This window comes from Streptomyces sp. NBC_00554, assembly GCF_041431135.1.
Taxonomy (GTDB): Bacteria; Actinomycetota; Actinomycetes; order Streptomycetales; family Streptomycetaceae; genus Streptomyces.
The window spans coordinates 6,938,324-6,961,947 of record NZ_CP107799.1 but is presented as its reverse complement, the minus strand read 5'-3'; the positions used below and the strand labels follow the sequence as shown (position 1 = coordinate 6,961,947).

Annotated in this window: 23 protein-coding genes and 1 pseudogene; 12 read left to right on the top strand and 12 right to left on the bottom strand. The window is 71.3% G+C overall.

Annotated elements, in window-relative coordinates:
- Window positions 1-4: 4 nt before the first annotated feature.
- The 4 genes from OG266_RS30695 to OG266_RS30680 are packed head-to-tail and all read left to right on the top strand — an operon-like array spanning window position 5 to window position 2,535.
- On the top strand, window positions 5-910 hold the full coding sequence (locus OG266_RS30695) for a hypothetical protein (protein ID WP_329550252.1): 906 nt from the start codon (window positions 5-7) through the stop codon (window positions 908-910).
- Entirely contained in the window at window positions 907-1,134 is a 228-nt protein-coding gene (locus OG266_RS30690) for a Trm112 family protein (RefSeq protein WP_266463056.1), read from the top strand. Before OG266_RS30695 ends, OG266_RS30690 begins: the two co-directional genes overlap by 4 nt.
- A complete protein-coding gene (locus tag OG266_RS30685) occupies window positions 1,131-2,027 on the top strand; it encodes an FkbM family methyltransferase (protein WP_371549552.1) in 897 nt (298 codons plus the stop codon). Before OG266_RS30690 ends, OG266_RS30685 begins: the two co-directional genes overlap by 4 nt.
- The gene (locus OG266_RS30680; RefSeq protein ID WP_371549550.1) at window positions 1,930-2,535 is read left to right on the top strand and encodes a hypothetical protein; all 606 of its coding nucleotides are present in this window, start codon (window positions 1,930-1,932) and stop codon (window positions 2,533-2,535) included. The genes OG266_RS30685 and OG266_RS30680 overlap by 98 nt, the downstream gene beginning before the upstream one ends.
- Here the strand turns inward: OG266_RS30680 and OG266_RS30675 are convergent.
- The 6 genes from OG266_RS30675 to OG266_RS30650 all read right to left on the bottom strand — a co-directional run bounded on the left by OG266_RS30675 (window position 2,519) and on the right by OG266_RS30650 (window position 8,999).
- On the bottom strand, window positions 2,519-3,418 hold the full coding sequence (locus OG266_RS30675; protein ID WP_371549548.1) for a RimK family alpha-L-glutamate ligase: 900 nt from the start codon (window positions 3,416-3,418) through the stop codon (window positions 2,519-2,521). The two genes, OG266_RS30680 and OG266_RS30675, sit on opposite strands and share 17 nt — an antisense overlap.
- A gap of 48 nt (window positions 3,419-3,466) precedes the next feature.
- The gene (locus tag OG266_RS30670; protein ID WP_371553020.1) at window positions 3,467-4,819 is read right to left on the bottom strand and encodes an NAD(P)/FAD-dependent oxidoreductase; all 1,353 of its coding nucleotides are present in this window, start codon (window positions 4,817-4,819) and stop codon (window positions 3,467-3,469) included.
- Between the two features lie 80 nt (window positions 4,820-4,899).
- Window positions 4,900-6,117 (bottom strand): MAB_1171c family putative transporter, encoded by a 1,218-nt coding sequence (locus tag OG266_RS30665; protein ID WP_371549547.1) that lies wholly within the window; start codon window positions 6,115-6,117, stop codon window positions 4,900-4,902.
- Between the two features lie 6 nt (window positions 6,118-6,123).
- On the bottom strand, window positions 6,124-6,744 hold the full coding sequence (locus OG266_RS30660; RefSeq protein WP_329547801.1) for a toxin-antitoxin system, toxin component: 621 nt from the start codon (window positions 6,742-6,744) through the stop codon (window positions 6,124-6,126).
- A complete protein-coding gene (locus tag OG266_RS30655; RefSeq protein ID WP_371549545.1) occupies window positions 6,741-7,349 on the bottom strand; it encodes a transcriptional regulator in 609 nt (202 codons plus the stop codon). Before OG266_RS30655 ends, OG266_RS30660 begins: the two co-directional genes overlap by 4 nt.
- A 132-nt stretch (window positions 7,350-7,481) precedes the next feature.
- The gene (locus OG266_RS30650) at window positions 7,482-8,999 is read right to left on the bottom strand and encodes an oxidoreductase (RefSeq protein WP_371549544.1); all 1,518 of its coding nucleotides are present in this window, start codon (window positions 8,997-8,999) and stop codon (window positions 7,482-7,484) included.
- A gap of 153 nt (window positions 9,000-9,152) precedes the next feature.
- Between OG266_RS30650 and OG266_RS30645 the strand changes: the two genes are divergently transcribed.
- Together OG266_RS30645 and OG266_RS30640 are read left to right on the top strand one after the other, a co-directional pair.
- Window positions 9,153-10,931, top strand: a complete 1,779-nt coding sequence (locus OG266_RS30645) for an aminotransferase class I/II-fold pyridoxal phosphate-dependent enzyme (RefSeq protein WP_371549542.1) — start codon at window positions 9,153-9,155, stop codon at window positions 10,929-10,931.
- Window positions 10,928-11,731, top strand: a complete 804-nt coding sequence (locus OG266_RS30640) for a phosphatidate cytidylyltransferase (RefSeq protein WP_371549540.1) — start codon at window positions 10,928-10,930, stop codon at window positions 11,729-11,731. Before OG266_RS30645 ends, OG266_RS30640 begins: the two co-directional genes overlap by 4 nt.
- 55 nt (window positions 11,732-11,786) lie before the next feature.
- Here the strand turns inward: OG266_RS30640 and OG266_RS30635 are convergent, their stop codons facing one another.
- Window positions 11,787-12,566: a GntR family transcriptional regulator gene (locus OG266_RS30635; RefSeq protein WP_371549538.1), complete on the bottom strand. Its 780-nt coding sequence runs from the start codon at window positions 12,564-12,566 to the stop codon at window positions 11,787-11,789.
- Window positions 12,547-13,104 carry a GntR family transcriptional regulator gene (locus OG266_RS30630; RefSeq protein WP_371549536.1) on the bottom strand — a complete coding sequence of 186 codons (558 nt, stop codon included), beginning with the start codon at window positions 13,102-13,104 and terminating at the stop codon, window positions 12,547-12,549. The genes OG266_RS30635 and OG266_RS30630 overlap by 20 nt, the downstream gene beginning before the upstream one ends.
- A gap of 160 nt (window positions 13,105-13,264) precedes the next feature.
- Here OG266_RS30630 and OG266_RS30625 point away from each other — a divergent pair, with 160 nt between their 5' ends.
- Entirely contained in the window at window positions 13,265-13,681 is a 417-nt protein-coding gene (locus OG266_RS30625) for an ATP-binding protein (RefSeq protein WP_371549534.1), read from the top strand.
- Here OG266_RS30625 and OG266_RS30620 read toward each other — a convergent pair.
- Window positions 13,638-15,077: a PLP-dependent aminotransferase family protein gene (locus OG266_RS30620; protein WP_371549532.1), complete on the bottom strand. Its 1,440-nt coding sequence runs from the start codon at window positions 15,075-15,077 to the stop codon at window positions 13,638-13,640. The genes OG266_RS30625 and OG266_RS30620 overlap by 44 nt on opposite strands.
- A gap of 80 nt (window positions 15,078-15,157) precedes the next feature.
- On the opposite strand from OG266_RS30620, the gene OG266_RS30615 reads away from it, so the two are divergent.
- On the top strand, window positions 15,158-15,907 hold the full coding sequence (locus OG266_RS30615; RefSeq protein ID WP_371549530.1) for a metallophosphoesterase: 750 nt from the start codon (window positions 15,158-15,160) through the stop codon (window positions 15,905-15,907).
- A 104-nt stretch (window positions 15,908-16,011) separates the two neighbouring features.
- Here the strand turns inward: OG266_RS30615 and OG266_RS30610 are convergent.
- Window positions 16,012-16,293 (bottom strand): annotated as a pseudogene (locus tag OG266_RS30610) (FadR/GntR family transcriptional regulator); the annotation flags it as partial.
- 234 nt (window positions 16,294-16,527) lie between these two features.
- On the opposite strand from OG266_RS30610, the gene OG266_RS30605 reads away from it, so the two are divergent.
- Window positions 16,528-17,640, top strand: coding sequence for an ABC transporter substrate-binding protein (locus OG266_RS30605; RefSeq protein WP_371549528.1), 1,113 nt, complete (start codon window positions 16,528-16,530; stop codon window positions 17,638-17,640).
- A gap of 75 nt (window positions 17,641-17,715) precedes the next feature.
- Here OG266_RS30605 and OG266_RS30600 read toward each other — a convergent pair whose 3' ends face one another.
- Both OG266_RS30600 and OG266_RS30595 read right to left on the bottom strand, forming a co-directional pair.
- Entirely contained in the window at window positions 17,716-17,919 is a 204-nt protein-coding gene (locus OG266_RS30600) for a hypothetical protein (protein WP_266463021.1), read from the bottom strand.
- 210 nt (window positions 17,920-18,129) lie between these two features.
- Window positions 18,130-18,858 carry a FadR/GntR family transcriptional regulator gene (locus tag OG266_RS30595; RefSeq protein ID WP_326723315.1) on the bottom strand — a complete coding sequence of 243 codons (729 nt, stop codon included), beginning with the start codon at window positions 18,856-18,858 and terminating at the stop codon, window positions 18,130-18,132.
- 379 nt (window positions 18,859-19,237) lie between these two features.
- On the opposite strand from OG266_RS30595, the gene OG266_RS30590 reads away from it, so the two are divergent.
- The 3 genes from OG266_RS30590 (at window position 19,238) to OG266_RS30580 (ending at window position 23,617) form a co-directional block, all read left to right on the top strand.
- Window positions 19,238-20,524, top strand: a complete 1,287-nt coding sequence (locus tag OG266_RS30590; RefSeq protein WP_371549525.1) for an SLC13 family permease — start codon at window positions 19,238-19,240, stop codon at window positions 20,522-20,524.
- Window positions 20,525-20,639: 115 nt separating this feature from the next.
- The gene (locus OG266_RS30585; protein WP_371549523.1) at window positions 20,640-22,130 is read left to right on the top strand and encodes an acyl-CoA synthetase; all 1,491 of its coding nucleotides are present in this window, start codon (window positions 20,640-20,642) and stop codon (window positions 22,128-22,130) included.
- The gene (locus OG266_RS30580; protein ID WP_371549521.1) at window positions 22,127-23,617 is read left to right on the top strand and encodes a carboxyl transferase domain-containing protein; all 1,491 of its coding nucleotides are present in this window, start codon (window positions 22,127-22,129) and stop codon (window positions 23,615-23,617) included. Before OG266_RS30585 ends, OG266_RS30580 begins: the two co-directional genes overlap by 4 nt.
- Window positions 23,618-23,624: the final 7 nt, after the last annotated feature.

Here is a 23,624-nt window from a genome sequence, read left to right as displayed (position 1 = left end):
GGGAGTGGCCGCGGCCCTGCTGGCGAACGTCCTGTACAGCACCGGATTCGTCCTGGAGAAACGCGCGTTGGCGGCCATGCCGGAGGTCGACATCCGCCGCCCCGCCCGTCTGCTGCGGCTGGTCCTGGGCAGTCCCCTGTGGATCGGCGGCTCGCTGTCCCTCGCGGCCGGGTTCGGTGCCCAGCTCGCCGTCTACCGCACGCTTCCCATCGCCGCCGCGCAGGGCATCTTCGTCTCCGGGCTGGTCCTCCTCGTACTGCTCTCCTCCCGGCTGCTCGGCGAGGAGACGACGGGCCGCGAGCGGTACGCACTCGGCGCCATCCTCGCCGCCCTGCTGATGGTGGTGCTGTCCCTGAGCGAAGACTCGGACACGGTCAGCCGCAGCGCTCCGGCACCGCTGATCCTCACCGTCTGCCTGCCGACCCTCGCGATGGGCATCTGGCTGTACGGGGCCGCCGAGCGCCGCTCCCGGCACCGGCACCGGATGCCGACCACCGGCGTCGAATACGGCGTGGCGGTGGGCCTGTTGTACGGGGTGAGCTCGCTCGCCATCAAGGGTGTGTCCAGCTATCTGACGACAAGTGGACCGGTCGGTGCGGCGGTTGGCCTGCTGCGCTCCCCGTACCCCTATCTCCTGCTCTTCACCGGCGCGTTCGGCCTGGTCATGTCGCAGGCGGCGCTGCAGCGCTGCCGGGCCTCGCTGATCGTGCCGGTCTGTACGACGGTGACGTGTCTGTTCACGGCGGTGCTTGGCACGCTCGCGTTCGGCGAGGCGCTGCCGCACGAACCGGTGCGGCTCGCGCTGCGCCTGGCGGGCACCGCCCTCGCGGTGTCCGTCCTGCTCGCCATGCCCAAGCACGACACCGCGCCCCAACCCCCCATTGCCACCAAGGAGTTGACTCCCCCGTGAACCCCGACGACCCGCTGCTGAAGATCCTGGCCTGCCCGCTGGACAAGGGCCCGCTGCACCTGCTCGTACCCGATGAGTCCCTGGGGTCGGAGGCCGCGCTGTACAACCCCCGCCTGCAACGCCGTTACCCGATCGTGGACGGCATCCCGCAACTGCTGCCGTCCTCCGGCGAGCAGGTGACGGAGGACGAACACGAGGAACTCCTCAAGAGGATGGCCCCATGAGCAGCCCTTCACCGAGGACCCTGACCGCCCGCCTGGCCCGCTTCCTGCCCATCCGTCTGGTCGCCGCGACCGCCCGGCTCGTCTATCCGCGCTTCGAACCCGAGCTGGCGCGGCTGGGGGACCTCTGCCCGCCCGGCTGCCGCACGGCGGTGGACGTGGGCGGCTGGTACGGCCCCTGGACGCACCGCCTGGCCGCCCGGGCCGGCCGCGTCGTGACCGTCGAGCCGGTCCCGCACCTGGCCCGGCTCCTCTCCTCCGCCAGCCCCGCGAACGTGCGCGTGATCCACGCCGCCGCCTCCGACCGCCGGGGCACCGCCCGCCTGTGGCTGCCGCCGGACGACGCGGGCGACCGGGGTGTGTCGTCCCTGGTCCGCAGGGACATCCACGCCAACGCCCTGGAGGTCCCCTGCCTGACCCTCGACAGCCTGAACCTTCGCAACGTCGACTTCGTCAAGATCGACGTGGACGGCAATGAAATGGCGGTCCTGCGCGGCGCGAGCGCCCTCATCGCCCGCGACCGCCCGGCCCTCTTCATCGAGCTGGAGTCCCGTATCCAGCCCGTCGCCCCCGTGATCGCCCACCTCGCCCAGCAGGGCTACGCGGGCTGGGTCCTGCCAGGCGACACCTGGCTGCCCCTCGCGTCCTTCCCCCTGGAGGCCCACCAGGCCCGGACGTCCCACGTCGTCTCGCAGGGCCTGCTGCGCAGGGTGCTTCCGCCACGCGGCCCCCGCTACGTGAACTCGGTGCTCTTCCTCCCGGACGGCCACCGCCCGGGCGCGTACCGCATACGCGACGATGGACCCCATGCCGTCCGGAAAGCGCCCCACCACCCCGTTCACCGCTCTCGACTTCCAGCTGATCCTGCTGCGCCGCATGGCGGACCACAATCCTGACCTCGTCGAGGACGCCCGCCACGAACTGGGCGTCTCCATCGCCGACATGCGCGAGGCCAACCGCCGCTGGCAGGCGATGCTGCACGCCCCGCGCTCCCGGGCGGCCACCTCCCGCTACCGCTCGATCCTCGGCACCCCGGAGTCCGTCACCCCCCGCCAGATCGGCGACCTGGCCTGCGAGGCCCTGCTCTGGCCCGTCCCCCTCTGGCCCGACCTCCGCTTCGAGGTCCTGGTGGCCCCGAACGGCATCGCCTGGAACGAGTGGCTGGTCCGCGCACCGGGCGCCCCGGGTCCGGTCCTTGAGACCCTCGACGACCTGACCCCCTGGTCCTGCACGGTCGACGAGGCGGCCCGCGCCTTCGCACCCGCCCGGCCCCTGGAGGGCACGGCACCCACGCGCTGGGGGCTGATGTTCAAGGCCCCGGACACGTCGGGCGTACGGCACGACTGCGCGGCGGAGTTCACCTGGGGGCTGTTGCAGCGGGTGGGCGTCAAAGGGCAGCCGTGACGATCGCCTCCGCGACCGCGGGCACCGACTCCGGGTGCAGCCAGAGGAAGAGATTGGGCTCGATCAGCTCCAGCTCCATGACACACGGCTCCCCGTCGTCACCGTCGACCAGGTCCACCCGGGCGTAGAGCACCTCGCCCGCATCCGGTACGGCCGCCAACGCCCGCTCGGCGACGGAGAGTTCGGCCGGGGTCGGCTCCCAGGGCTCGAGCCTCGGATGCGCGACCTTGTCCTCGTCGTACGACGTCCCGGGCTCCAGGACGGCGCCCTTCCTGCTGGCGTGCAGCAGGCGCCCGCCGAAGAACTGGAGCGCCCGCTCGCCCCCGGCGTCGATGTTCTTCACATACGGCTGCACCATCGCGGTCAGCCCCTCCGCGTGCATCCGCGCGAGATGCCGTACGGCGGTCTCCCGCTCTTCGGGGGTGTACCGGGCGGCATACCGGGCGCCCGCGCCTGCGGTGGGCTTCACGACGAACTCACGGTCACTGGGAAACTCGACGGGGTCCCCCGGCGCGACATACCGGGTCGGCACCACCGGAACCCCCGCCTCCGCCAGATCCCCGATGTACCGCTTGTCGGCGTTCCACCGCACCACCCCCGCCGGGTTGGCCAGCCGAGTCGCCTGCCCGCACCGCCCGGCCCACGCCACGAACTCCGCGGCCCGCCAGCTGTAGTCCCAGGTCGACCGGATGACGACGAGGTCGAACCCGGCCCAGTCGACCTCCGGGTCGTCCCAGTACCGGACACCGACCTCGGCCCCCGCCTCCTCCAACGCCGCCGCCAGCACTGGCAGATCCCGGTCCGCGCTGGGCTCCTCGCCCGGGTTGTAGGTGGCGAGCGCGATACGGGCAGGTGCGGCACTGCGGGGCACGGCTGACTCCATCCTCGTACGGCTTTCTCGTGCGACATCTCGGGGTGATCCCGCCGCAGACTAGCTGAAGCGGGCCTGACCTGCGGCTTTCCACTCCTCGTCGGTGAGGGGCGGTTCGGTGAGCTGCGGCTTGAGCGGGCCGACCACGGCGGCCAGGAGGACGCTGGGGGCGAACAGGATGTGCGCGCCGCGCTCCAGGGACGACACGTCGGTGAAGCGGCGGGCGATGCGGCCGTTGCCGGTGGCGGTGTACAGGAGCCGGTTCGCGTACGCGGCGATGATCCTGTCCCTGAGCGTGGGGCCGTTCTGCGTCGCTCCCGGGTAGAAGACGTCCAGGCCGGTCGCCAGGTCCCAGGCCGCGTTGACCGGGCGGGCCACGGCCTTCTGTACGGCGCGTGCCAGCCCGGGGGTGCCCCAGCCTCGGCGGCGGATCACCTCGCGCAGGGCGAGGGCGCTCTGCGCGGCGACCGACATGCCGTGCCCGTAGACCGGGTTGTACGCGGCGAGCGCGTCGCCGAGGACCGCGAACCCGTCGGGCCAGCGCCGCGAACGCTCGTAGTAGTAGCGGCGGTTCACGGTGGACCGGGTGAAGGCGACGCCGGACAGGGGCTCGGCGCCCGCGAGGAACTCCCCGATGACGGGATGGCTCAGCTCCTCCGTGGCGAACCGCTCGAAGTCGCTCTCGTCGGCGGTCGGTTCGCCTCCTCGGGTGCCCGTCAGCATGACCATCCAGCGCCCGTTCTCGATGGGCAGCAGAAAGCCCGCCCGGCCGGGGCGCCCCTCGCTCGGGTCGGCCTGCACATTGATGACGGGGAAGCCTTCCCGCGCGCTCTCGGGGGCGAGGAACATCCGACTGGCGTACGCCAGGCCGGAGTTGACCTCGCGCTGCTTCGGTGCGGCCAGGCCGAGTGCCGCGAGCCACTCCGGTGCGCGGGAGCCGCGTCCGGTGGCGTCGACGACCAGGTCGGCCGACAGGACGGACTCGGTGCCGTCACCGCCGCGGACGCGGACTCCCGTGACAGCGGCGGCGGTGCCTTCGAGGCCGAGCGCCTCCGCGCGCTCCACGAGCTTGATCCGGTCGTCGTCGAGGACCAGCGCACGGACGATCGCGTCGAGCAGGTAGCGGCTGATCAGGACCATGTGGTGGGACTCGTTCCAGCGCCGGAACCAGCCCTGGGCCGACAGCACGACCATGTCCGTCGTGACCGCGAGGTGGCGCGCACCGGCTTCCGCGAGCCGCCCGGTGACACCCGGCAGGAGTTCCTCGATCGCCCGGGCGCCGCCGGACCACAGCGCATGCGGGTGCTGGGCCTGGGGCAGGTTCTTGCGGCGCTCGGGGCCCTCGGGGAGGGCGTCCCGCTCGACGATCGTGACGACGTCCGCGAACTCGGCCAGGGCGCGGGCCGCGAGCATGCCGGCGAGGCTGCCGCCGAGGACGACGGCGGATCTCAAGGGCCTTGCTATGGGCGGTCGTTCGCTCAGGGGAGTGGCACTCATGTGGCTGGCACGCTCTCTGCTGCGGCGGTCGCGCGCTCGCGGACCGCCCTGATGTCGTCGGTGTGGCGGAGAGCCCGGGACACGGCCTCGATCCCCTCCAGCAGGTCTTCCATGTCGGGGCTGTGGGGAGGAAAGCCGGCGTCGCGCTCCTGGGATCGTCGCCTGGACTCGATGGCAGCCTGGATCGTCACGACACCGGCGAGCGGTTTCGCCCGCTCGGCGTCCCGTCCGAGGCCGACCGCCGCGTCGTACGCCCGTCGGCCAAGGTCCTCGTCGATGTACCGGGCGAGGTGGAGCAGCGCGTCGCGGATGAACGTCTCGCGGCGCGTCAGGCGCAGTTCGGGGGTGGCCCGGAGCCGGAAGGGGACACGGCCGCCCGTGCCGGTCCGCATCAGCACGTACAAGGGCCGCAGCCGCCAGTGGGCGATCCGGGTCTGCCAGCGGCGGTGCAGGTACTGGCCGGCGTACGGGAAGACGAAGCCCGCCGCGATCAGGATGGCGGACACGCAGACGACGGGCGGTGCCAGGTGGGTGCTCAACCAGTCCAGGTCGTGGCCGGTCCACCGGGCGACGACCGCCGAGAGTTTCGCGGCGGCGAAGAGCAGGTTCGTCGCGTAGCCGGCGCCCAGGAGCTTGAGACCGCCGCGCAGCCATACGTCGAGGTCGCCGGTGCGGATCCAGTTCCGGATCAGGGTGGCCGTGATCAGGCAGGCCACGGTGTGCGCGAGCAGATAGAGCACGATCTCTTCGCGCATGAAGGGCGTGGTGGCGTAGTACGTGTCGAGGTCCCGCAACCTCTCGACCTCGACGTCGGCGAGCGCGAAGAGCACCCACAGCGCGACGATCACGCCCGAGTAGGCGGTGACCACCCAGCGTGTGGCGCGGCGCGTCGTGTCCGAGCGGTCGGAGACGCCGTTGCGCCAGGCGATGAGCAGCAGCAGGCAGGCCCCGGAGAACGCGGTGATGAGGCTGTAGACCAGGGGCGCCGAGATGTTCCGTACGCCGGTGACACGGTTGGTCCAGGCGATGGTCGGCGGTGCCGCGAAGACGAAGATGGCGCAGGCGAGGGCGAGGAGACCGCCGACGGCTCTGAGGAGCGGGTCCTTCCAGAGTTTGAGGATGCCGGGCAGTTTGATGGCCAGGGCGGCGGTGAGGACGGTGGTCGGCAGCCAGAAGGCGATGTGGGGCCCGAGGGGGAAGCGGGAGGTGTCCATCGCCCGTCAGTCCCGGGGGTCGCGGTAGCCCAGCGACGCCTGGATGGCCCGGCCGACCGGATCGGCGGGCCCCCGCCGGTCCGTGCGGGGGCCGGTGACCCACGAGCGGAAGACGCTCGCGAGGTGCAGCCCGAAGTCCTCGGCCTCGGCCTCGGCAGTGGCGTGGGATCCGTTGCGGGCGGCCAGCGTCAGGGCGATCTCCTGCCAGCCGGTGCCGTCCGCGAGGGCGCGTGCCGCGGCGGCCGCCCCGTCGACGTGGGTGTCGAGGCGATGACTGCGATGCCCCTGCCGCATGTGCCACAACTCATGGCCGAGGATGACGAGTTGCTGCACCGTTTCGGCACGCTCCTCGATGACGACGAGGTCGAAGTCGTGGAACTCCATCCACAGCCCGGTAACCTCGAACTCGTCGGGGAAGCGCTCGAAGTGCAGCTGTACGGGACGGCCGTCGCGGCGCCCGCTGATCTCCTCGCACAGGGCACGGGCCAACTCCCGTACGTCGACCGGGGTGTCGATCCTCTTGCGCAGCGCGCGGCTGAGCTCCACGGCGAGAGCGCGCATCTCGGAGTCGGCCCCGGCCGGCCGCAGAGCGGTCACGAGCCTGCGCATCGCATGGGCGAGCCTCATCGCAGCTCCGCCTCCTCGCCGCTCAGCAGACCGTCCAGCATGACCGCGAGGGCCTCCTGCTTGCGGGGCGTCAGCCGTTTGCCGCGCAGCGCGAAGGTGACGACTCCGTGCTTGGTCGTGAACTTGAGCAACGGCCCGTCCTCCGTGGCGCCTTCGAGCTCCCGCAGGATGCGCTGAAGCGCCCCGTTCAAGGCTACGGAGGCGGAGTCGGTGAAGAACTTCGTGCCCTGGTCGATACGGAAGAACTCCGCGAGCAGGGTGAGGTCCGGAACGTTCGGCATCTTGTCGCCGTTGAGGAGCGAGCGCGCCCACTTCTCACTGATCCCGAGCCGGCCCGCAACCTCCCGGCACACATCGGCGGGCCGCTTCCCGCTCTCCCCGAGATACGCCTCGTACAAGGCCCGCACCCGTCCCCGGATCCGCTCGTCCACCCGGCCGTCGCGCGGCACCTCGCCGTCGAGCAGGGCCTGGATCTCCCCCTCGGGGACAGCCGTACGGCCCGACAGCGCACGTACGTCGAGCACTTCACCTCGGTCCAGGCACTTCTCGGCGATGCGCGTGTCCAGGCGCGCGAGCGTCTCGGCAAGAGGCGGGGACTCACTCACCAAGGGGCTCCCGGAAGTTGACCCATCAAATTGTCACGGTTCTGCCGAGACTACGTGCCCGGGTCGGTCCGCGCCATGATTTTCGAACGATCGTTCCTGTGTTGGGAACGATCGTTGCCGACTCGCGTGGCGCTAGCCCTTGTTCAGGGTCCGGGTCACGCCCGCGAGCACAGCCGTGGTGAGCATCCAGCCGGCGGCGATCAGCCCGTACGCCAGCCACTGCGGGCCACCGTCCGTCCAGTACCAGTTGGCCCGCTGACCGAGACCGCCGATGGGAATCAGCAGGTCGAGCGTGTAGACGAGGGGCTGGAAAGGGGCTCCCTCGCCTTGCTTGACCGCGGTCGGATCATTGGCGTCGAAGACCAGCGTGCCGAGCAGGATCAGCGCGAGGAGCCAGACACCGGCCAGCCACGGCCGGTATCCGTATCCGACGGTGGCGTCCAGCACGTACCCCCACGCCCGTGCGGCCGGGCGCAGCAGACGGCGTCGATGGCGCTGCTTCGCCAGGAGCACCCGGCGGGCGTCGTCGTCGTGGCCGACCTTCCGGTAACAGCTCGCGAGTTGCTCGTACGGCTGAGGGCTGTAGACGGGACTTCGGCGCACCCAGTCCACATGCCGGGCCACGGTCTCCCGCCGGCCGACGGCGTCGCGCCGCTGCCCTGCCACGACCGTCTTGATGGAGCCGTAGACAAAACCGTCCAGTTCCACGGCACCCGGCCAGCTGTGCTCGTTCTCGTGGAGGAACGAGACCTGGGCGCCCCGCAGGTCGACGGCCCCGGAGGGTGTTTCGGCGACGGTGAAGTCGAAGTCGGTGGCCTGCGTCTGAAGACAGACGACGGACGGGCCGTCACCGTCGCGTGCCCCCTTCAGGATCGCTCCTTCGAAGCTGAGATTGTCCGAGATCCGGGCGCCCCGCAGCCGCACGGCCCCCTCCGCGGTGAACCCCTCCGACAGATCCAGCGTCGTCGCGGTCACGCTGTCCGCGGCCAGCGCCACACCGTGAGGGCTGCTGAGCCGCGCCCCCTGCATGAACAGACCACCGGGCAACTGCGCGCCCAACAGCCGTACACCGCCCCGCGTGCTGAGGTTCTTGCAGAAGACACCGCCTTCCATGACCAGACCGCCCGCGAACACGGCCCATTCCCCGGGGGTGGATATCCGCGCCGCGGTCAGCCTCAGCTCCCCGGCCAGATGGGCGTTGATGAGCGACAGGCGTCCCCCTTCCAGCACCGATCGCTTCAGGTCGAGATTCCCCTGGATACGAGCCAGCCCTGCCTCCACGTCAGGAACCCAGCTGTCCCTGATCCGGATCGTCCGCGTGGACGCCCCGAAGAGGCTCACAGCCTCCTCCAGCCGGCACTGCTCGAGCGAGAGCGCATGGCCGACCTCGGCCCCGTCCAGGTCGAGCCGACCGATGATCCGCGCCCCGGCGAGACGCAGGGAGGCGACGGCACCGGACGGCGCGGCGTCACCGCCCAGCAGCAACGCCACCAGCACAGCCGCCCGCACGGTACGTTCCGGCCCCCACTCGCCGCCCCGCGCCGGATCATCCCCTTCCGGCTCGCCCGTACGCAGATCCACCCGCCGCCCCTCGGGAAAGGCGTCCCATATCCGGCGCTCCGGCGGCGTCAACTCGAAGTCAGGCAGCACATGGGCACAGTAACGATCAGGTCCGCGCGGCGGTGAACCCGTACCGCAACTGAGTACCCGTACTCAGACCGCCCCGGGCCCGATCGCTCAGGTGCACCCGATCCCCCGAACCCACACTGAGAGCCCAACTCCCAGCCAAATAGGTGGTGTTCTGTGGCTCATGCCCTGCAAGTGCGCCGTGCGGTCGCTGACGATCTCGACTGGATCCACGAGCTTCGCCACCGGGTGTACGCGAAGGAGTTGGGGCAGCACGCGCCCGATCCCACGGGACGGCTGCGTGACGCGCTGGACGGCGACAACGTGTACCTGGTCGTGGCGCGCGGTGCGGACAGGCTGGGCTTCGTCAGTATTACGCCGCCGTGGGCGGGCCGGTACGGGATCGAGCGCTATCTGACGCGCGAGGAACTGCCGTTGCTGACCGAGGACGCCCTGTTCGAGGTACGCATCCTCACGGTCGAGCCGCGCTGGCGGTCGACCATCGCGGCACCGCTGCTGATGTTCGCCGCGCTGCGCTGGATCGCCTCCCGGGGCGGCCGCCGGGTGGTGGTCATGGGCCGTACCGAACTGCTCGACATGTACCAGGCCGTCGGACTGCGGCCGACCGGTCATGCCGTGTACAGCGGCGCGCTGTCGTTCGAGGTGCTCACCGGCGCCGTCATCGAGCTGATGAGGACGGCGATGAGTCGGTACGCCGGCGCGGTGGAGCGGCTGCGGGCCGGTCTCGACTGGCAGTTGGACATGCCGTTCCTTCCGCGGGCGGACGGCTGCGAGCACGGCGGGGCTTCGTTTGCCGCCATCGGTACGGACTTCCGCAGCCTGCACCGGCGCCGTGAGGTGGTTGCGGCCGATGTGCTGGACGCCTGGTTCCCGCCGGCCCCCGGGGTTTCGGCGGTACTCGCGGAGGACCCGGCCTGGACGGCGCGGACGTCGCCGCCGACCGGCGCGGAGGGCCTGTTGGCCGAGATCGCCACGGCGCGGGCGCTGCCGGTGGAGGCGCTGTCCGTCGGCGCCGGTTCGTCCGACCTGATCTTCCGGGCCTTCGGACGGTGGCTGACGCCGGAGAGCCGCGTACTGCTGCTCGACCCGAGCTACGGCGAGTACGCCCATGTCACCCAGGAGGTGATCGGGTGCCACGTGGACCGGCTGCCGCTGCGCCGCGAGGACGGCTGGCGGATCGACCCGGCGCGGCTGGCCGCTGCCACCCGGTCCGGCCGCTACGACCTCGCGGTCGTGGTCAACCCCAACAACCCGACCGGTCGCCATCTGCCGGCCGCGGAGCTGCGCGCGGCGATCGCCGACTCACCGGAAACGATGCGGTGGTGGATCGACGAGGCCTACATGGGCTACGTCGGCCTGTCCGAGTCGCTGGCCGACCTCGCCGCCGTCGACCCTCGGGTGGTGGTCTGCAGCTCACTGTCCAAGATGTACGCGCTGTCCGGCGTACGGGCCGCGTACCTGGTGGCCGAGCCGGCCGTCACCGAACAACTCCGCCGGTGGACCCCGCCCTGGGCGGTCAGCCTGCCCGCGCAGCTGGCGGCGGTGGCGGCGCTGCGCGATCCGTCGTACTACGCCGGCCGCTGGGCGCAGACCCACACGCTGCGCCATCTACTGGCCGTCGACCTCGCCGCGGTGGACGGCTCCGCCTCCATCGAAGAGGCGGTGTCCAACTTCCTCACCGTGACGCTGCCGCCCGACGGACCGAGCGCCGCCCGGCTCGTACAGGAATGCCGCCGCGGCGACGTCTACCTGCGCGACCTGTCACCGATGTCGACGGCGTACGAAGGACGCACCCTGCGCATCGCCGTCAAGGACAGCGCGGAGAACGCGCGCATCGTGGCCGCGTACCGCACCGCCCTCGATGCGCTGCGGTCCGGCGGGGCCGCGCCCGGGCCGGTGTCGCCGCGTGTGCCCACCGGCATGACCGCCCGGTGACCAGCGTTGCCGCGCTGGCGCCCTACCTCGGCGGGGCGCTGGTACTGGGGGGAGTCGCCGCGGCGGCCTCCCGTCGGCGTGAGCTGATGGTGCGGTGGTGTGCCTGGGCGCTCGGGATGCCCCTGGTCGTCGGGGCGTTCTGGCTGGGCCACCCGGGCACCGCCGTCATCGCCGCCGCGGTCGGGGTCATCGGGGTGCTGGAGTACGGCGGGATGCTGGGACTGCGGTGGCCGGACCGGGCGATGCTGGCCACGGCGGTGGTCGCCGTGGTGGGGGCCGCCTGGCTGGCGCCCGGACAGGTGCCCCGGGTGATCGCGGTCGGGGCGCTCGCGGTGGCCGCCGTGCCGCTGCTGTCCGGCGACAGCGAACACGGTCTGCGCCGGCTCGGCACCGGACTGCTGGGGCTCGCCTGGCTCGGTCTGCCCGCCGCGCTGGTACCGCTGGGGGCGACCGGCCTCGCCCTCTTCGTGGCCGTCTCGATCGCCGACATCGTGGCGTACTTCGCCGGCCGGAAACTGGGCGGCCCGCCGCTGTCGCCGCTCTCCCCGGCCAAGCGGTGGAGCGGAACCGTCGCGGGCGCCGCGGCCGGGCTCGGCACACTCGCGGTGCTCTCCGTAGCGACCTGGCAGATGGCGGTCGCGGTGGCGGTCGGCGGCCCGGCGGGCGACCTGCTCGAATCGATGATCAAGCGCGGCGCGGGGACCAAGGACGCCGGGGGCTGGCTACCGGGCTCGGGCGGGCTGCTGGACCGGATCGACTCGCTGCTGATCGCGTTGGCGGTGTTGTTGGTGCTGGGCTGACCCCGGTTCGCGCCGGATCGAGGAAGGCTCGTTCCATCAGAAGTCCGACACGAGTTCACCCGGCGGTGAACTCGTACCGCAGCTCGTACAGATGCCCCGCCTTGACCAGGACCGACGCTTCGATGGGCCGGTCACCGTCACTATGTACGACGCGAAGCGTGCGCAACACCGGTAGGTTGCTGGGGAGTTGAAGCATCTCGTACTGCTCCTGCGTGGGGACACGAGCCGAGACCCTGTCCACGCTCAGTCGCGGCGGGTACCCGAGCTCCGCAAGGAACGCGGGCGTCCCGCCCTTGATCCTGCGGCGCTTGGTCATCGCAGTGCCCCGGGCGATCTCCAACGGGTAGTAGGACTTGACCAGTTCCACCGGTTCGTCGTCGATCAGCAGCAGCTGGCCACGGAGCAGCGCCGAGCCGCCCGGCGGAAGACCGAGCGCCTCGGCGACGTCCGCAGAAGCTGTCACCTCCGCCACATCGAGCAGTTCGCTGCGCGCCCTCGCCCCGCCCTTGGATGACTCCGTGAGCCAGGGATAGGGCTCGCCCGGCTCAGCAGGAGCCATGTACACGGCGGGCCGGACCGTCCGCTGGCGGTGCTCCCGCACGGTGACGGCCGCACCCGCGCGCCCGACTACAAGCCGCTCATCCTTGAGGAGTTGGAGCGCCTTCTGCACGGTGGCGTTCGACGCGTCGAAACGGCCCTTGAGCTGCACGGTGGATGGCAGCTTGGCCCCCGGCGGCAGATCTCCGCCCATGATCTCGTCGCGCAGATCGGCCGCGATCCGCTCATGCAGCGAGCGGCGGTCGAAGTCGTCGCCCTCAGCTCTGGGCACGGTCACCGATCCTGATCTCGTACCGAAGTTGCTGACGGTGGGCGGGCATGGCCATGCGGTCGACTTGGATCGGCCGGTCGTCTTGATCGAGGGTGACCCGGGTCAACTGCAGGACGGGTTCATCGTCCGCCGTCCTCAGCACACCTCGCTCGTCCTCGGTCGGCATACGGGCCACGACATCCTCCTGCACCCGAGCTCCCGCATGCCCCAGCTCGGCGAGCAGGGTGACCGCCCCACCGCGGATCTTGGCCGTCGACGCGAGCCGGGTGCCTCGGGCGATGTCGCGCGGGTAGTACGTGTCCGTCAACTCGCACGGTTCATCGGCGAGGTAGATGACGCGCCGACGCACGACGACCGTCTCCGCCTCGGACAGGCCCAGCAACTCACCGATTCCGGGAGGCGCCGCCACCTCCCCCGCGTACACGACGCGCTGGCTCCCCCGCTGCCCCCGCGCTTCAAGTTCCGAACTCCAGGCGTCCGACTGCCCGTGCTCACGCGGAGTCAGATAAGGCATCGAGGTACTGATCCACTCGCCGGGACTCATGGCGTCTCCCCTCTCGCGTCTGCGCGCCGACCCAACCTTGCCGCTTTACACAGTAAGCGAGTTGGCGCCAAGAACCACCCATCCCCAACCTTGCTGCTTTTCGCGAATAGCAGTACTTTACTGAGGATCGCACAACTCAGGATCAAGGTGGTGGTTCACCGTGTCCCTGCTTCGGCAGCGACGGGTCCCCCGGTCGCGCACCTCAGTACGCGCAGCCCGCGAGTTCGCCCTCTCCACACTTACGAAGTGGGGGATCACCGGCCGTCATGAGGACATAAGACTGTGCGTCTTGGAACTCGCCGCCACCAACGCGGTGCTCCATGGAGTGCCACCCGGCTGGCAGTACTTACTCCAACTGTCCCTGGACGGCGACCTACTCAAGGTCGAGGTCCTGGACAGCGGCGACGGGTGCCCGGAGGTCCGTGAGCCCGACACAGAGGGTTGCGACGGCCGAGGGCTCTTTCTGGTCCGGGAGTTGGCCGACGAGTTCGGTGTCATCGACCACGCTCTGGGCAAGACCGTTTGGGCCGTCTTCAAAGTCGCGGTGACCCCGGACGGAGAGGACCCGGGCGCGTAAGGGGTCCGGCCAAGACCCCGGACAGAGCGTCGAGGGCCGCCGGGTAGGCCCGTTCGGAAGGGGCCGCGAAGCCGATCAACAGGCCCTCGGGGCCGTCGCCTTCGGGGTCGTGGTGGAGTTCGGTGAGACCGCGCACCGCCACGCCCCGGTCGGCGCACGCGATCAGAAGGTCGGTCTCCGTGGGCCCTTCGGGCGGCAGAGTGACCAGGGCGTGCAGGCCCGCCGGGACACCATGGGCAGTGAGGCCGGAGAACGCGGACAGCCGGTCGATCAGCACCTCCCGGCGTCTGCGGTAGCGCAGGCGGGCGGCGCGGATGTGGCGGTCGTACGCGTGCGTGGCGATGAAGTCGGCCAGGACCAACTGGCCCAGCGTCTCCGTGTACAGGTCGGCTTCCTGCTTCGCCCTGACGACCGGTGCGACCAGATCCGGTGGCAGGACCGTCCAGGCCAGGCGGAGGGCGGGGCCGAGCGTCTTGGAGGTCGTACCGCAGTACGCGACCTGGTCGGGCGCAAGGCTCTGGAGCGCGCCGACGGGACGGCGGTCGTAGCGGAACTCGCCGTCGTAGTCGTCCTCGACGATCAGCCCGCCCGTGGAGCGCGCCCAGGCGCAGACAGCCTGCCGGCGGCCGGGGCGCAGCGGTACGCCGGTCGGGTAGTGGTGCGAGGGAGTGAGGAAGACCGCGTCGGTGCGTGCGGTCAGGGCCCCGGTGTCCGCGCCGTACGCATCCACCGGCAGCGCGTACGTGGTGAGACCCGCGCGGCGGACGGTGTCCCGGTAGAAGTCATGGCCGGGGTCCTCGATCGCGGCGATCTCCCGGTCCTGGGCCAGGAGGACCCGGCAGAGCAACTGGACCGCCTGGTAGTAGCCGGACGTGATCACGATCCGGTCCGGGGTGGTGAGCACGCCGCGGGTGCGGCCCAAGTAGTCGGCGAGCGCGGTACGCAGTTCGATACGGCCCTGGGGGTCACCGGGGCCGAACACCTCGGGGCGAGCGCGGTCGAGGACGCGGCGCGTGGCGGCGAGCCAGGCGCGGGCGGGGAAGGCGCTGGTGTCGGGGCGGCCGGGGCGCAGGTCGTGCGCCGGAGGACGTGTAGGGGTGTCGGCCGGTACCTGAGCCGGATGGAGGGGCGGTACGTCGGCGACCCTGGTCGCTGCTCCCGGCCGAGTGGTCAAGTACCCCTGCTCGGCCAGTTGGTCGTAGGCGGCGGTGACCGTCCCACGTGACAGGCCCAGCTCTTGGGCGAGCCCCCGCGTCGAGGGCAGCGGCGTCCCGGCGGTCAGCCGGCCGGCGCGGATCGCGTCACGCAGTGCAGTCTCCAGGCGGGCGCGGTGACCACCCTCGGCATCGAGGTCGAGATGCAGGTCGAGCCGCGAACTGGACCAGTTTCCAGGCATGGGACTGGATCTTATTCGTGGTCCGGAGGGCGCCTAGGTTCGTGCCACGGACGAACGAGCGAACCGCGAAGGGACCCCCCGTGATCGTCATCGCCCACCTCAGCGACCCCCACATCGACAGCGAGCGGCGCAGCATCGAACGCACCCGCGCCGTCATGACGTACCTCGACGGCCTCCCCTACGACCTGGACGCCGTCCTCGTCACGGGGGACATCGCCGACCACGGCCTGCCGTCCGAGTACGAGGAGGCCCGCCGGCTTCTCACCTCCCGGCACCCGGTCCTGGTCTGCCCCGGGAACCACGACGAACGAACCGCGTTCCGCGAGCACTTGCTCGGCCTCCCTGCCGCCCCGGGCCCGGTCAACCAGGTCCACCACGGGCCCGGTCTCACCCTCGCCCTGTGCGACTCGTCGGTCCCGGGCAAGGACCACGGCCACCTGGACGAGGAGACACTGACGTGGCTGGACGACGTACTGACGAATGCCACGACCCCGGTCCTGGTGGCCTTCCACCACCCGCCGGTCACGCTCAACATGCCGTACGTCGACGGCATCCGCATGTTCGATGAGCAGCGCCTCGCCGAGCTGAGTACACGCCACCTCCGCCTCAGGGCCTTCCTGGCCGGTCACGCGCACACCCCGGCGGCTACCACATTCGCAGGGCTGCCGCTTCTGGTGGCTCCCGGCGTCGTCTCCACCAGCCGGCTCCCGTGGGAGCGTCGCGCGCACGCGCAGGACCATGTCCACCTGGATCTCCCGCCCGCGCTCGCCTTCCATGTGCTGGACGCGGACGGGAGACTGACCACCCATTACAGGAGCGTCACCGTGTAGATGGTTCAGAGCGGGCGGATCGCGCGGCCGACTCCGGGTACAAGTCCCGGGGTACGCCCTTCCAGACCAGGCCGCCGACGAGCAGGCCCCATCTCACCCGAGCCTCACCCCGACTCGTCCCCCTCCTCCTCCGGGTCCCAGTCCAGCAACCGCACCTTCGCCACCGTCCGCACATGCCGGCGCATCGCCGCGGCCGCCTGCCCCGGGCGCTTCGCCGCGATCGCGTCGAGGATGGCCCGGTGCTGGGCGAGGGAGCGGCTCGGGCGGCCGGGCTGGCGGAGGGACTCGTTGCGGCTCTCGGTGATCTGGTCGGCGATCGAGCGCATGAACTCGGCGAGAATGCTGCTGTGCGCCGCCGCGTGGAACAGCCGGTCGCCCTCCACTCCGGGCCTCCTCCTCCGCATCCTCCTCCGCGTCGGCAGGCAGGTGACGATGAAGCCTGGCAGTTCAGCCAACGAATAATCGGTTGTCCACCGGCGATGGTGGTGGATCCAATGACCGGCATGATCCACCCGGGCACGCCCGCCGCGGCGAGACGTGACGAACGCGAACCGCCGGCCCGGGTCGGCACGCGATCCGGGCGGACCGCAACCGCACCCTCTCAGGGGAGACGCCACCCGATGAACACGCCAGTATCGCCGTCCGGACCGGAGTACGCAGACGGGTCGCCCGTCCGCCTGGGCGCTCTCGTCCCGCTGACGCGGCCCGGCTGGGTCGCGGCGGGCCGACACCTGCTCGCAGGACTCGACCTGGCCGTTCGCGAGGTCAACGACGCCGGCGGGATCGACGGCAGACCACTGGAGCTGGTGGTCCGGGACACCGCGGCCAGCCCGGAGCGGGCCGCGGCGGCCGTGGACGAACTGGCCGGCCTGGGCGTGGCCGCCGTGGCGGGCGAGTATCACAGCGTCGTCGCTCGCGCCGCCGCCGCCCGGGCCGACGCCCTCGGCGTGCCGTTCCTCTGCTCGTCCGCGGTGCTCGACGCGCTCACCGAGGAGCCGACGGAGTGGGTCGCGCGCCTGGCCCCGGCCCAGTCCCACGGCTGGCGGATCTACGCGGACTTCCTCCTCGGCGCGGGCCACAGTCGAATCGCCGTGGCAACCCAGCCGAGCGTCTACTGGGCGACCGGCACCCGTGTCCTGCGGGACCACCTCGCTCCCCGCGGCGTCACCGTCGTCGAACTCGACACGAACGCGCTCACCCCCGAGGCCCTGTGCGACGCGCTCGTCGACCACGGCGCGACGGCGTTGCTCCTGCTGGTCGGCCATCCGGAGCCGGCGGTGCCGATCGTCAGGGCCGTCCGGGGCGACCGGAGGCTCGCGGAGACCATGATCGGTGCTCCGGCCGGGCAGCCGGAGTTCGCCGAATGGGCGGCGCTGCTGGGCGAGGACGGCGCCGGGATCCCGTTCCTCCGCTACCTGCCCGAGCACCTCGGTCCGCTCGGCGAACGCGTCGGGAAGGAGCTCCGCGAGCAGCTCGGCGAAGCGCCCTCCTTCGTCGCCTTCGAGGGCTGGGACACCGTCGCCGTCCTCGCCGCGGTGCTGCGCTCCCACGGCGCGGACCGGGCGGCCATCGCCGAGTCATGGCCGCGCGTGGCGGTCGAGGGCACCCGCGGACCGATCCGGTTCTCACGCACACCGGGCATCGGCGTCTGGCAATGGGCTTGGACACCGGTCCAAGTCGTCGACCGGGACCCGGCCGAACCCGATCGCTTTCGGATCCTCCACGCCAATTGAGTGAGTACGGAGTCCGACTGCCCGGATCTGTCCGGCACTTGAGGCTCTCACCCCTAGTGCGGCTTGCGTTCCGCCCTAGTGCGGCTTGCGTTCCGCGGCGGCATGCCACCAGCCAGGTGGAGATGTGCCCGTGACCTTGGCCGTGGGCTGGTCGGGATGGAGACCGAGGCGTCGCAGCGCGCCGGCGTCGATACGGATGTCGAACCAACCGTGCCAGTGGCCGTCAGGGCCGATGCCACAGGCCAAACCCCACTGGATCTCGTCCGGTTCGAAGGGCATCCAGTCAATGCCGCGGTCGCGCAGTCAAGCGCGGGTGGCCGCCATCGGGTGGAGGCGGCCCGGCAGATTCTCGTAGGCCGCGATGGTGATCCAGTCGGTGATCGGCGTGTCCATGGCGTCCATGATGCCGGGTGGCCGGGTGGCCGACGGCAGCGAAGGTGGGCGGCGTTGACGGGGGCGGAGCCCGCGGCCGCCGGGCCCACCCGAGCGTCACCCCGGCTCGTCACCCTCGCCCTCCTCCTCCGGATCCCAGTCCAGCAACCGCACCTTCGCCACCGTCCGCACATGCCGGCGCATCGCCGCGGCCGCCTGTCCCGGGCGCTGGGCCGCGATCGCGTCGAGGATGGCCCGATGCTGGGCGAGGGAGCGGCTCGGGCGGCCGGGCTGGCGGAGGGACTCGTTGCGGCTCTCGGTGATCTGGTCAGCGATCGAGCGCATGAACTCGGCGAGGATGCTGCTGTGCGCCGCCGCGGTGACCGCCGCGTGGAACAGCCGGTCGCCCTCCACACCGTGGTTGCCCTCCTCGATCTCGCCCGCCATCCGGGCGAGTGAGAAGCGCAGGGCGGCCAGGTCCTCGTCCGTGCGGCGCTCGGCGGCCAGTTCGGCGAGCTTGGTCTCCAGGGCCTCGCGGGCCTCGAGTACGTCGGGCAGACGGCGACGTCGTTCGACGAGCCGCTCGACGGGTTCGATGTCGAGGCTGTCGCGCACCAGGTATGTGCCGCCGCCGTGCCGGACCTCCACCAGGCCCTGGACCTCCAGGACCACGATGGCCTGCTTCACCGAGGCCCGGCTGACGCCCAGGCGGGCGGCCAGGTCGCGTTCGGGCGGGAGGCTGTCGCCCGCGCTCAGGCCCCCCTCGGCGACGTAGCTGCGGAGCCGTTCGAGGACCTGCTCGTACATGCGTGGCCTGGCCGCCATCGGGCGCAGTGCGTCGGTCATCCCCGTTCCCCCATCGCCTGTCTTGTGCGGCTCGCCCGGCTCACTTCGCTTGCTCGGCTTGTCCGTTGCGTCGCCCGGCTTGCCCGACTAACTGTCGTTACCTGTCGTGTGTCCCCCGCGGCCGCAGCGTAACACCGGGTGGTGACCGGTCCGATGGCCCTGTGGACAAGTGGACTGTGGACAAGTGGCTGAGCCAATTCGCGTCAGACTCCTTGACGCTCTATCCGGTCAACACCCAATGTGGACCAGCCACTTGGTCAATCGGCGGTGCAGCCACTGGGTCAATGAGTGGCGCAGCCACCAGGTCAATGAGTGGTGCAGCCACTTGACCAATCATCGGCCGAGCCAATCAACGAGGGACCCAGGGACGGGAGCCCGCATGTCCGCCGAACTGATTTCGATCATCGTGCTCGTCGCCGTGTTCGTGATCGCCACCACCCGATCCATCAACATGGGCGCTCTCGCCTTCGCCGCCGCGTTCGGCGTGGGTGAACTGGTCGCGGACTTCGACACCGACACGATCTTCGCCGGTTTCCCCGGCGACCTCTTCGTCGTGCTCGTCGGGGTGACGTATCTCTTCGCGATCGCTCGCGCCAACGGCACCACCGACTGGCTGGTGCACGCCTCGATCCGGGTCGTACGCGGACGGGTCGCGCTGATTCCCTGGGTGATGTTCGTCCTCACCGGGGCGCTCACCGCGATCGGCGCGGTCAGTCCCGCCGCCGTGGCCATCGTCGCGCCGATCGCGCTGAGTTTCGCCACCCGTTACGGAATCAGTCCGCTGCTGATGGGGGCGATGGTGGTGCACGGCGCCCAGGGCGGTGGCTTCTCCCCGATCAGCATCTACGGATCGATCGTGAACGGCATCGTCGAGCGCGAGAATCTCCCTGGCAACGAGATCGCCCTCTTCCTCGCCTCGCTCATCGTCAACCTCGTCATCGCGGGCATCCTCTTCGTCGTCCTCGGCGGGCTGAAACTGACGGGCGCCGGCGACGGCACGGAAGCCGCCGGAGACAAGGGCGTGGACGAAGGCCACGGCGAGGAGAAGGAGGCAGAGGAGGACACCCGCCTCACCCCCGCCCGTATCGCCACGCTCACCGCCCTCGTCGCCCTCGTCGTCGCCGTCCTCGCCTTCGACCTGGACGCCGGACTCACCTCGATCAGCCTCGCCGTCATGCTCAGCGCCTGCTGGCCGGAGGACAGCCGCAACGCCGTGGGCCAGATCGCCTGGCCGACGGTGCTCCTCATCTGCGGCGTGCTCACGTATGTCGCCGTGCTGGACGAGATGGGCACGATCAAATGGGCCGGCGACGGCGTCAGCGACATCGGCATACCGCTGCTTGCCTCCGTGCTCCTGTGTTACATCGGCGCGGTGATCTCCGCGTTCGCCTCGTCCGTCGGCATCATGGGGGCGCTGATCCCGCTTGCGGTGCCGTTCCTGGCGCAGGGCGAGATCGGAGCGATCGGCATGGTGGCGGCCCTCGCGGTGTCGGCGACGGTGGTGGACGTGAGCCCGTTCTCCACGAACGGCGCACTGGTGCTGGCCGCGGCACCCGGGGTCGACCGGGAGCGTTTCTTCCGGCAGTTGATGATGTATGGGGGGATCGTGGTGGCTGTGGTCCCCGCCGTGGTCTGGCTCGTGCTGGTGGTGCCCGGCTGGGGGTGACAACCGCGCGAGGCGGTGCGGCGAAAGCCGTACGGCAGCCGCGACTCGGCAACCACGGTGCAGCAACCGCGGTATGGCCACCGCGGTACGGCAACGACGACAAGGAGTACGACGCGTGTCCCCTCTCTTCCCGGCTCTGGTGTCGGGCGACTGCGCCGCTCGGCCCGCCCTGCGATTCGGCGAGCGCTCACTGACCTACGGCGAACTCGCGGCCGCGAGCGCACCGCTGGCCGAACGGATCAGAGACTCGGGCCGTGTCGCCGTATGGGCGACGCCGACCCTTGAGACCGCTGTCGGGGTCGTGGCCGCGCTGCTCGCCGGGGTGCCGGCCGTGCCGCTCAATCCGAAGTCGGGCGAGAGCGAGCTGGGGCACATCCTGTCCGACAGCCGGCCGTCGGTGGTGCTGGCCGAGGCGGGGGTCGAACTGCCCGGCTCCCTGCGCGAGTTGGTGCGTATCGACGTCGAAGTGCGCCCCAGAGGTGGCGGTACGGCCGTATGGGAAGCCCCGGAGGAGGACGCCGCCGCCCTCGTCGTCTACACCTCCGGCACCACAGGACCACCCAAGGGCGCCGTCATCCCGCGCCGCGCGATCGCCGCGACCCTCGACGCGCTGGCCGACGCCTGGCAGTGGACGGGTGAGGACGTTCTCGTGCACGGGCTGCCGCTGTTCCATGTGCACGGGCTGATCCTGGGCATCCTGGGGCCGCTGCGGCGCGGTGGGGCCGTGCGGCATCTGGGGCGGTTCAGCGCGGAGGGCGTGGCGCGGGAGCTGAACGACGGCGCGACGATGCTGTTCGGGGTGCCGACGATGTACCACCGGCTCGCCGAAGTCCTGGACGAGGACGTGGAGTTGGCCAAGGCGCTCGGCCGGGCGCGGCTCCTGGTGTCGGGTTCCGCTGCGCTGCCCGTGCACGACCACGAGCGGATCACGGCCGCGACCGGGCGCAGGGTCATCGAGCGGTACGGCATGACGGAGACGCTGATGAACACGAGTGTCCGGGTGGACGGTGAGCCGCGGCCCGGCACCGTCGGCGTGCCGCTGCCCGGGGTCGGCCTGCGGCTCGTGGAGGAGGACGGGTCGACGATCGCCGCGTACGACACGGACGGCGCCCCCACCGGCTTCTGCGACGGGGAGAGCGTCGGCGAGATCCAGGTCCGCGGGCCGAACCTCTTCACCGAGTACCTGAACCGGCCCGACGCCACCGCCGCCGCGTTCACCGAGGACGGCTGGTTCCGCACCGGCGACATGGCGGTCCTGGACGCCGACGGATACGTACGCATCGTCGGCCGCAAGGCCACCGACCTGATCAAGAGCGGCGGCTACAAGATCGGCGCGGGCGAGATCGAGAACGCGCTCCTCGAACACCCCGCCGTGCGCGAGGCCGCCGTCACCGGCGAACCCGACGAGGACCTGGGCGAGCGGATCGTGGCCTGGGTGGTACCGGAAGGCGCCCCCGACCCCGCCCTCGACTCCGAGCTCTCCGACCACGTGGCCCGGCGTCTCGCCCCGCACAAGCGTCCGCGCGTGGTCCACTTCCTGGAGTCCCTGCCCCGCAACGACATGGGCAAGATCCTCAAGCGGGCTCTGCGCAAGGATGCGGAATGACTGAGCGGACTGAGCGCCTCACGGCCCGCGAGGCAATCGCCCTCGTCACGGACGACGACGGGTTCAGTGAACTGCCCGTCCCCATAAGGAACTTCAAGCCCGACGGTCCACTGTCCTGGCAGGGTTACGACGACTCGCGCGCCCGCGCCGCCACCCGCACCGGCGAGGAGGAGTCCGTCGTCTGCGGCCGTGCCGTCATCGGCGGCACGCCCGCCGTACTGATCGCCTTCGAGTTCGGCTTCCTGGGAGGCTCGCTCGGCGAACGCACCGGCGACCGCCTGGAGTCGGCGTACACCTACGCGCGCGAACACCGTCTCCCCGTCGTCCCGCTCGTCGCCACCGGCGGCAGCCGGATGCAGGAGGGCATGCTCGCGCTCACCCAACTCCAGCGCGTGGCCCGGCAGTCGGCGCTCACCCGGGCAGCGGGGATCGCACAGATCGCCGTCCTGCGGGACCCGACGACGGGCGGCGGCTGGGCCACGCTGGGCGCGGGCGCCGACGTGACCCTCGCACTGCCCGGCGCACAGGTGGGGTTCGCGGGCTCCCGGGTCCGCCCGCCCGACGCGGACCCGGCGGCGTACACGGCGGAGGCGCAGGTGGCGGCGGGCGCGGTGGATGCTGTCGTACGGCCGGAGGAGCTGCGGGAGACGCTGGCGCTGTGGCTGAAGCTGCTCACCAACCCTGGCCCTAGCTCCACCCTCAGGTCCAGTGGCTCGACGGAGGCCGAAGCCGGGACCGCGCCTTCCCCGTCCGGGGAGACCACAGCCCACACCCCGCCTCCCCTGTCCGAGGAGACCACAGCCCCCACCGCACCTCCCCCACCCGGGCAGGCCAAGACCGACGCCCCGCCTCCCCCACCCGCCCTCGGCACCCTTGACCTCCCCACCACCGGCTGGGAAGCCGTCCAGCACGCCCGCGCTCCCCAACGCCCCCGCGCAGCCGCCTACTTGGACGCGTACTTCACCCACCGCGCCGCCATCAGCGGCGACCGCTGCGGCGGAACCGACGCCGGCATGCTGTGCGGCTTCGGCCTCACGCCCGGCGGACGGACCATCGCGTACGCCGCCCAGTGCGGGACCGCGACCCGCCCCGCCGGATACCGCACCGCCGCTCGCCTGATCCGTCTCGCGGGCCGACTCGGCTTCCCGGTACTGACGTTGGTGGACACCCCGGGTGCCGCGAACGACGCGGACGCGGAGCGGCAGGGCGCGGGTTCCGCGATCGCGGACCTGTTCGCGGCCGTTGCCACCGCCCGTACGCCGGTCACCACGCTGTTGATCGGCGAGGGCGGCTCGGGCGGCGCCCTCGCGCTCGCCGCGCCCGGCAACACCTGGGCCACGCCGGACAGTTACTTCTCGGTCATCGCACCGGAGCTCGCGGCCGCGATCCTGAAGCGCCCCGCGGGCGAGGTACGCTCCACCTCGGACCAACTCCGCATCCGGCCACAGGACTTGGTGGAGCTGGGAGTGATCCGGGGCATCACGTAGAACCCGA

Coding starts and splice junctions, on each gene's coding strand:
- OG266_RS30685 (WP_371549552.1), top strand. CDS start 1,131: ATGAGCAGCCCTTCACCGAGGACCCTGACCGCCCGCCTGGCCCGCTTC.
- OG266_RS30680 (WP_371549550.1), top strand. CDS start 1,930: ATGGACCCCATGCCGTCCGGAAAGCGCCCCACCACCCCGTTCACCGCT.
- OG266_RS30675 (WP_371549548.1), bottom strand. CDS start 3,418: ATGGAGTCAGCCGTGCCCCGCAGTGCCGCACCTGCCCGTATCGCGCTC.
- OG266_RS30670 (WP_371553020.1), bottom strand. CDS start 4,819: ATGCTCGCGGCCCGCGCCCTGGCCGAGTTCGCGGACGTCGTCACGATC.
- OG266_RS30665 (WP_371549547.1), bottom strand. CDS start 6,117: ATGGACACCTCCCGCTTCCCCCTCGGGCCCCACATCGCCTTCTGGCTG.
- OG266_RS30660 (WP_329547801.1), bottom strand. CDS start 6,744: ATGAGGCTCGCCCATGCGATGCGCAGGCTCGTGACCGCTCTGCGGCCG.
- OG266_RS30630 (WP_371549536.1), bottom strand. CDS start 13,104: ATGAGTCCCGGCGAGTGGATCAGTACCTCGATGCCTTATCTGACTCCG.
- OG266_RS30620 (WP_371549532.1), bottom strand. CDS start 15,077: ATGCCTGGAAACTGGTCCAGTTCGCGGCTCGACCTGCATCTCGACCTC.
- OG266_RS30605 (WP_371549528.1), top strand. CDS start 16,528: ATGAACACGCCAGTATCGCCGTCCGGACCGGAGTACGCAGACGGGTCG.
- OG266_RS30600 (WP_266463021.1), bottom strand. CDS start 17,919: ATGCCCTTCGAACCGGACGAGATCCAGTGGGGTTTGGCCTGTGGCATC.
- OG266_RS30595 (WP_326723315.1), bottom strand. CDS start 18,858: ATGACCGACGCACTGCGCCCGATGGCGGCCAGGCCACGCATGTACGAG.
- OG266_RS30590 (WP_371549525.1), top strand. CDS start 19,238: ATGTCCGCCGAACTGATTTCGATCATCGTGCTCGTCGCCGTGTTCGTG.
- OG266_RS30580 (WP_371549521.1), top strand. CDS start 22,127: ATGACTGAGCGGACTGAGCGCCTCACGGCCCGCGAGGCAATCGCCCTC.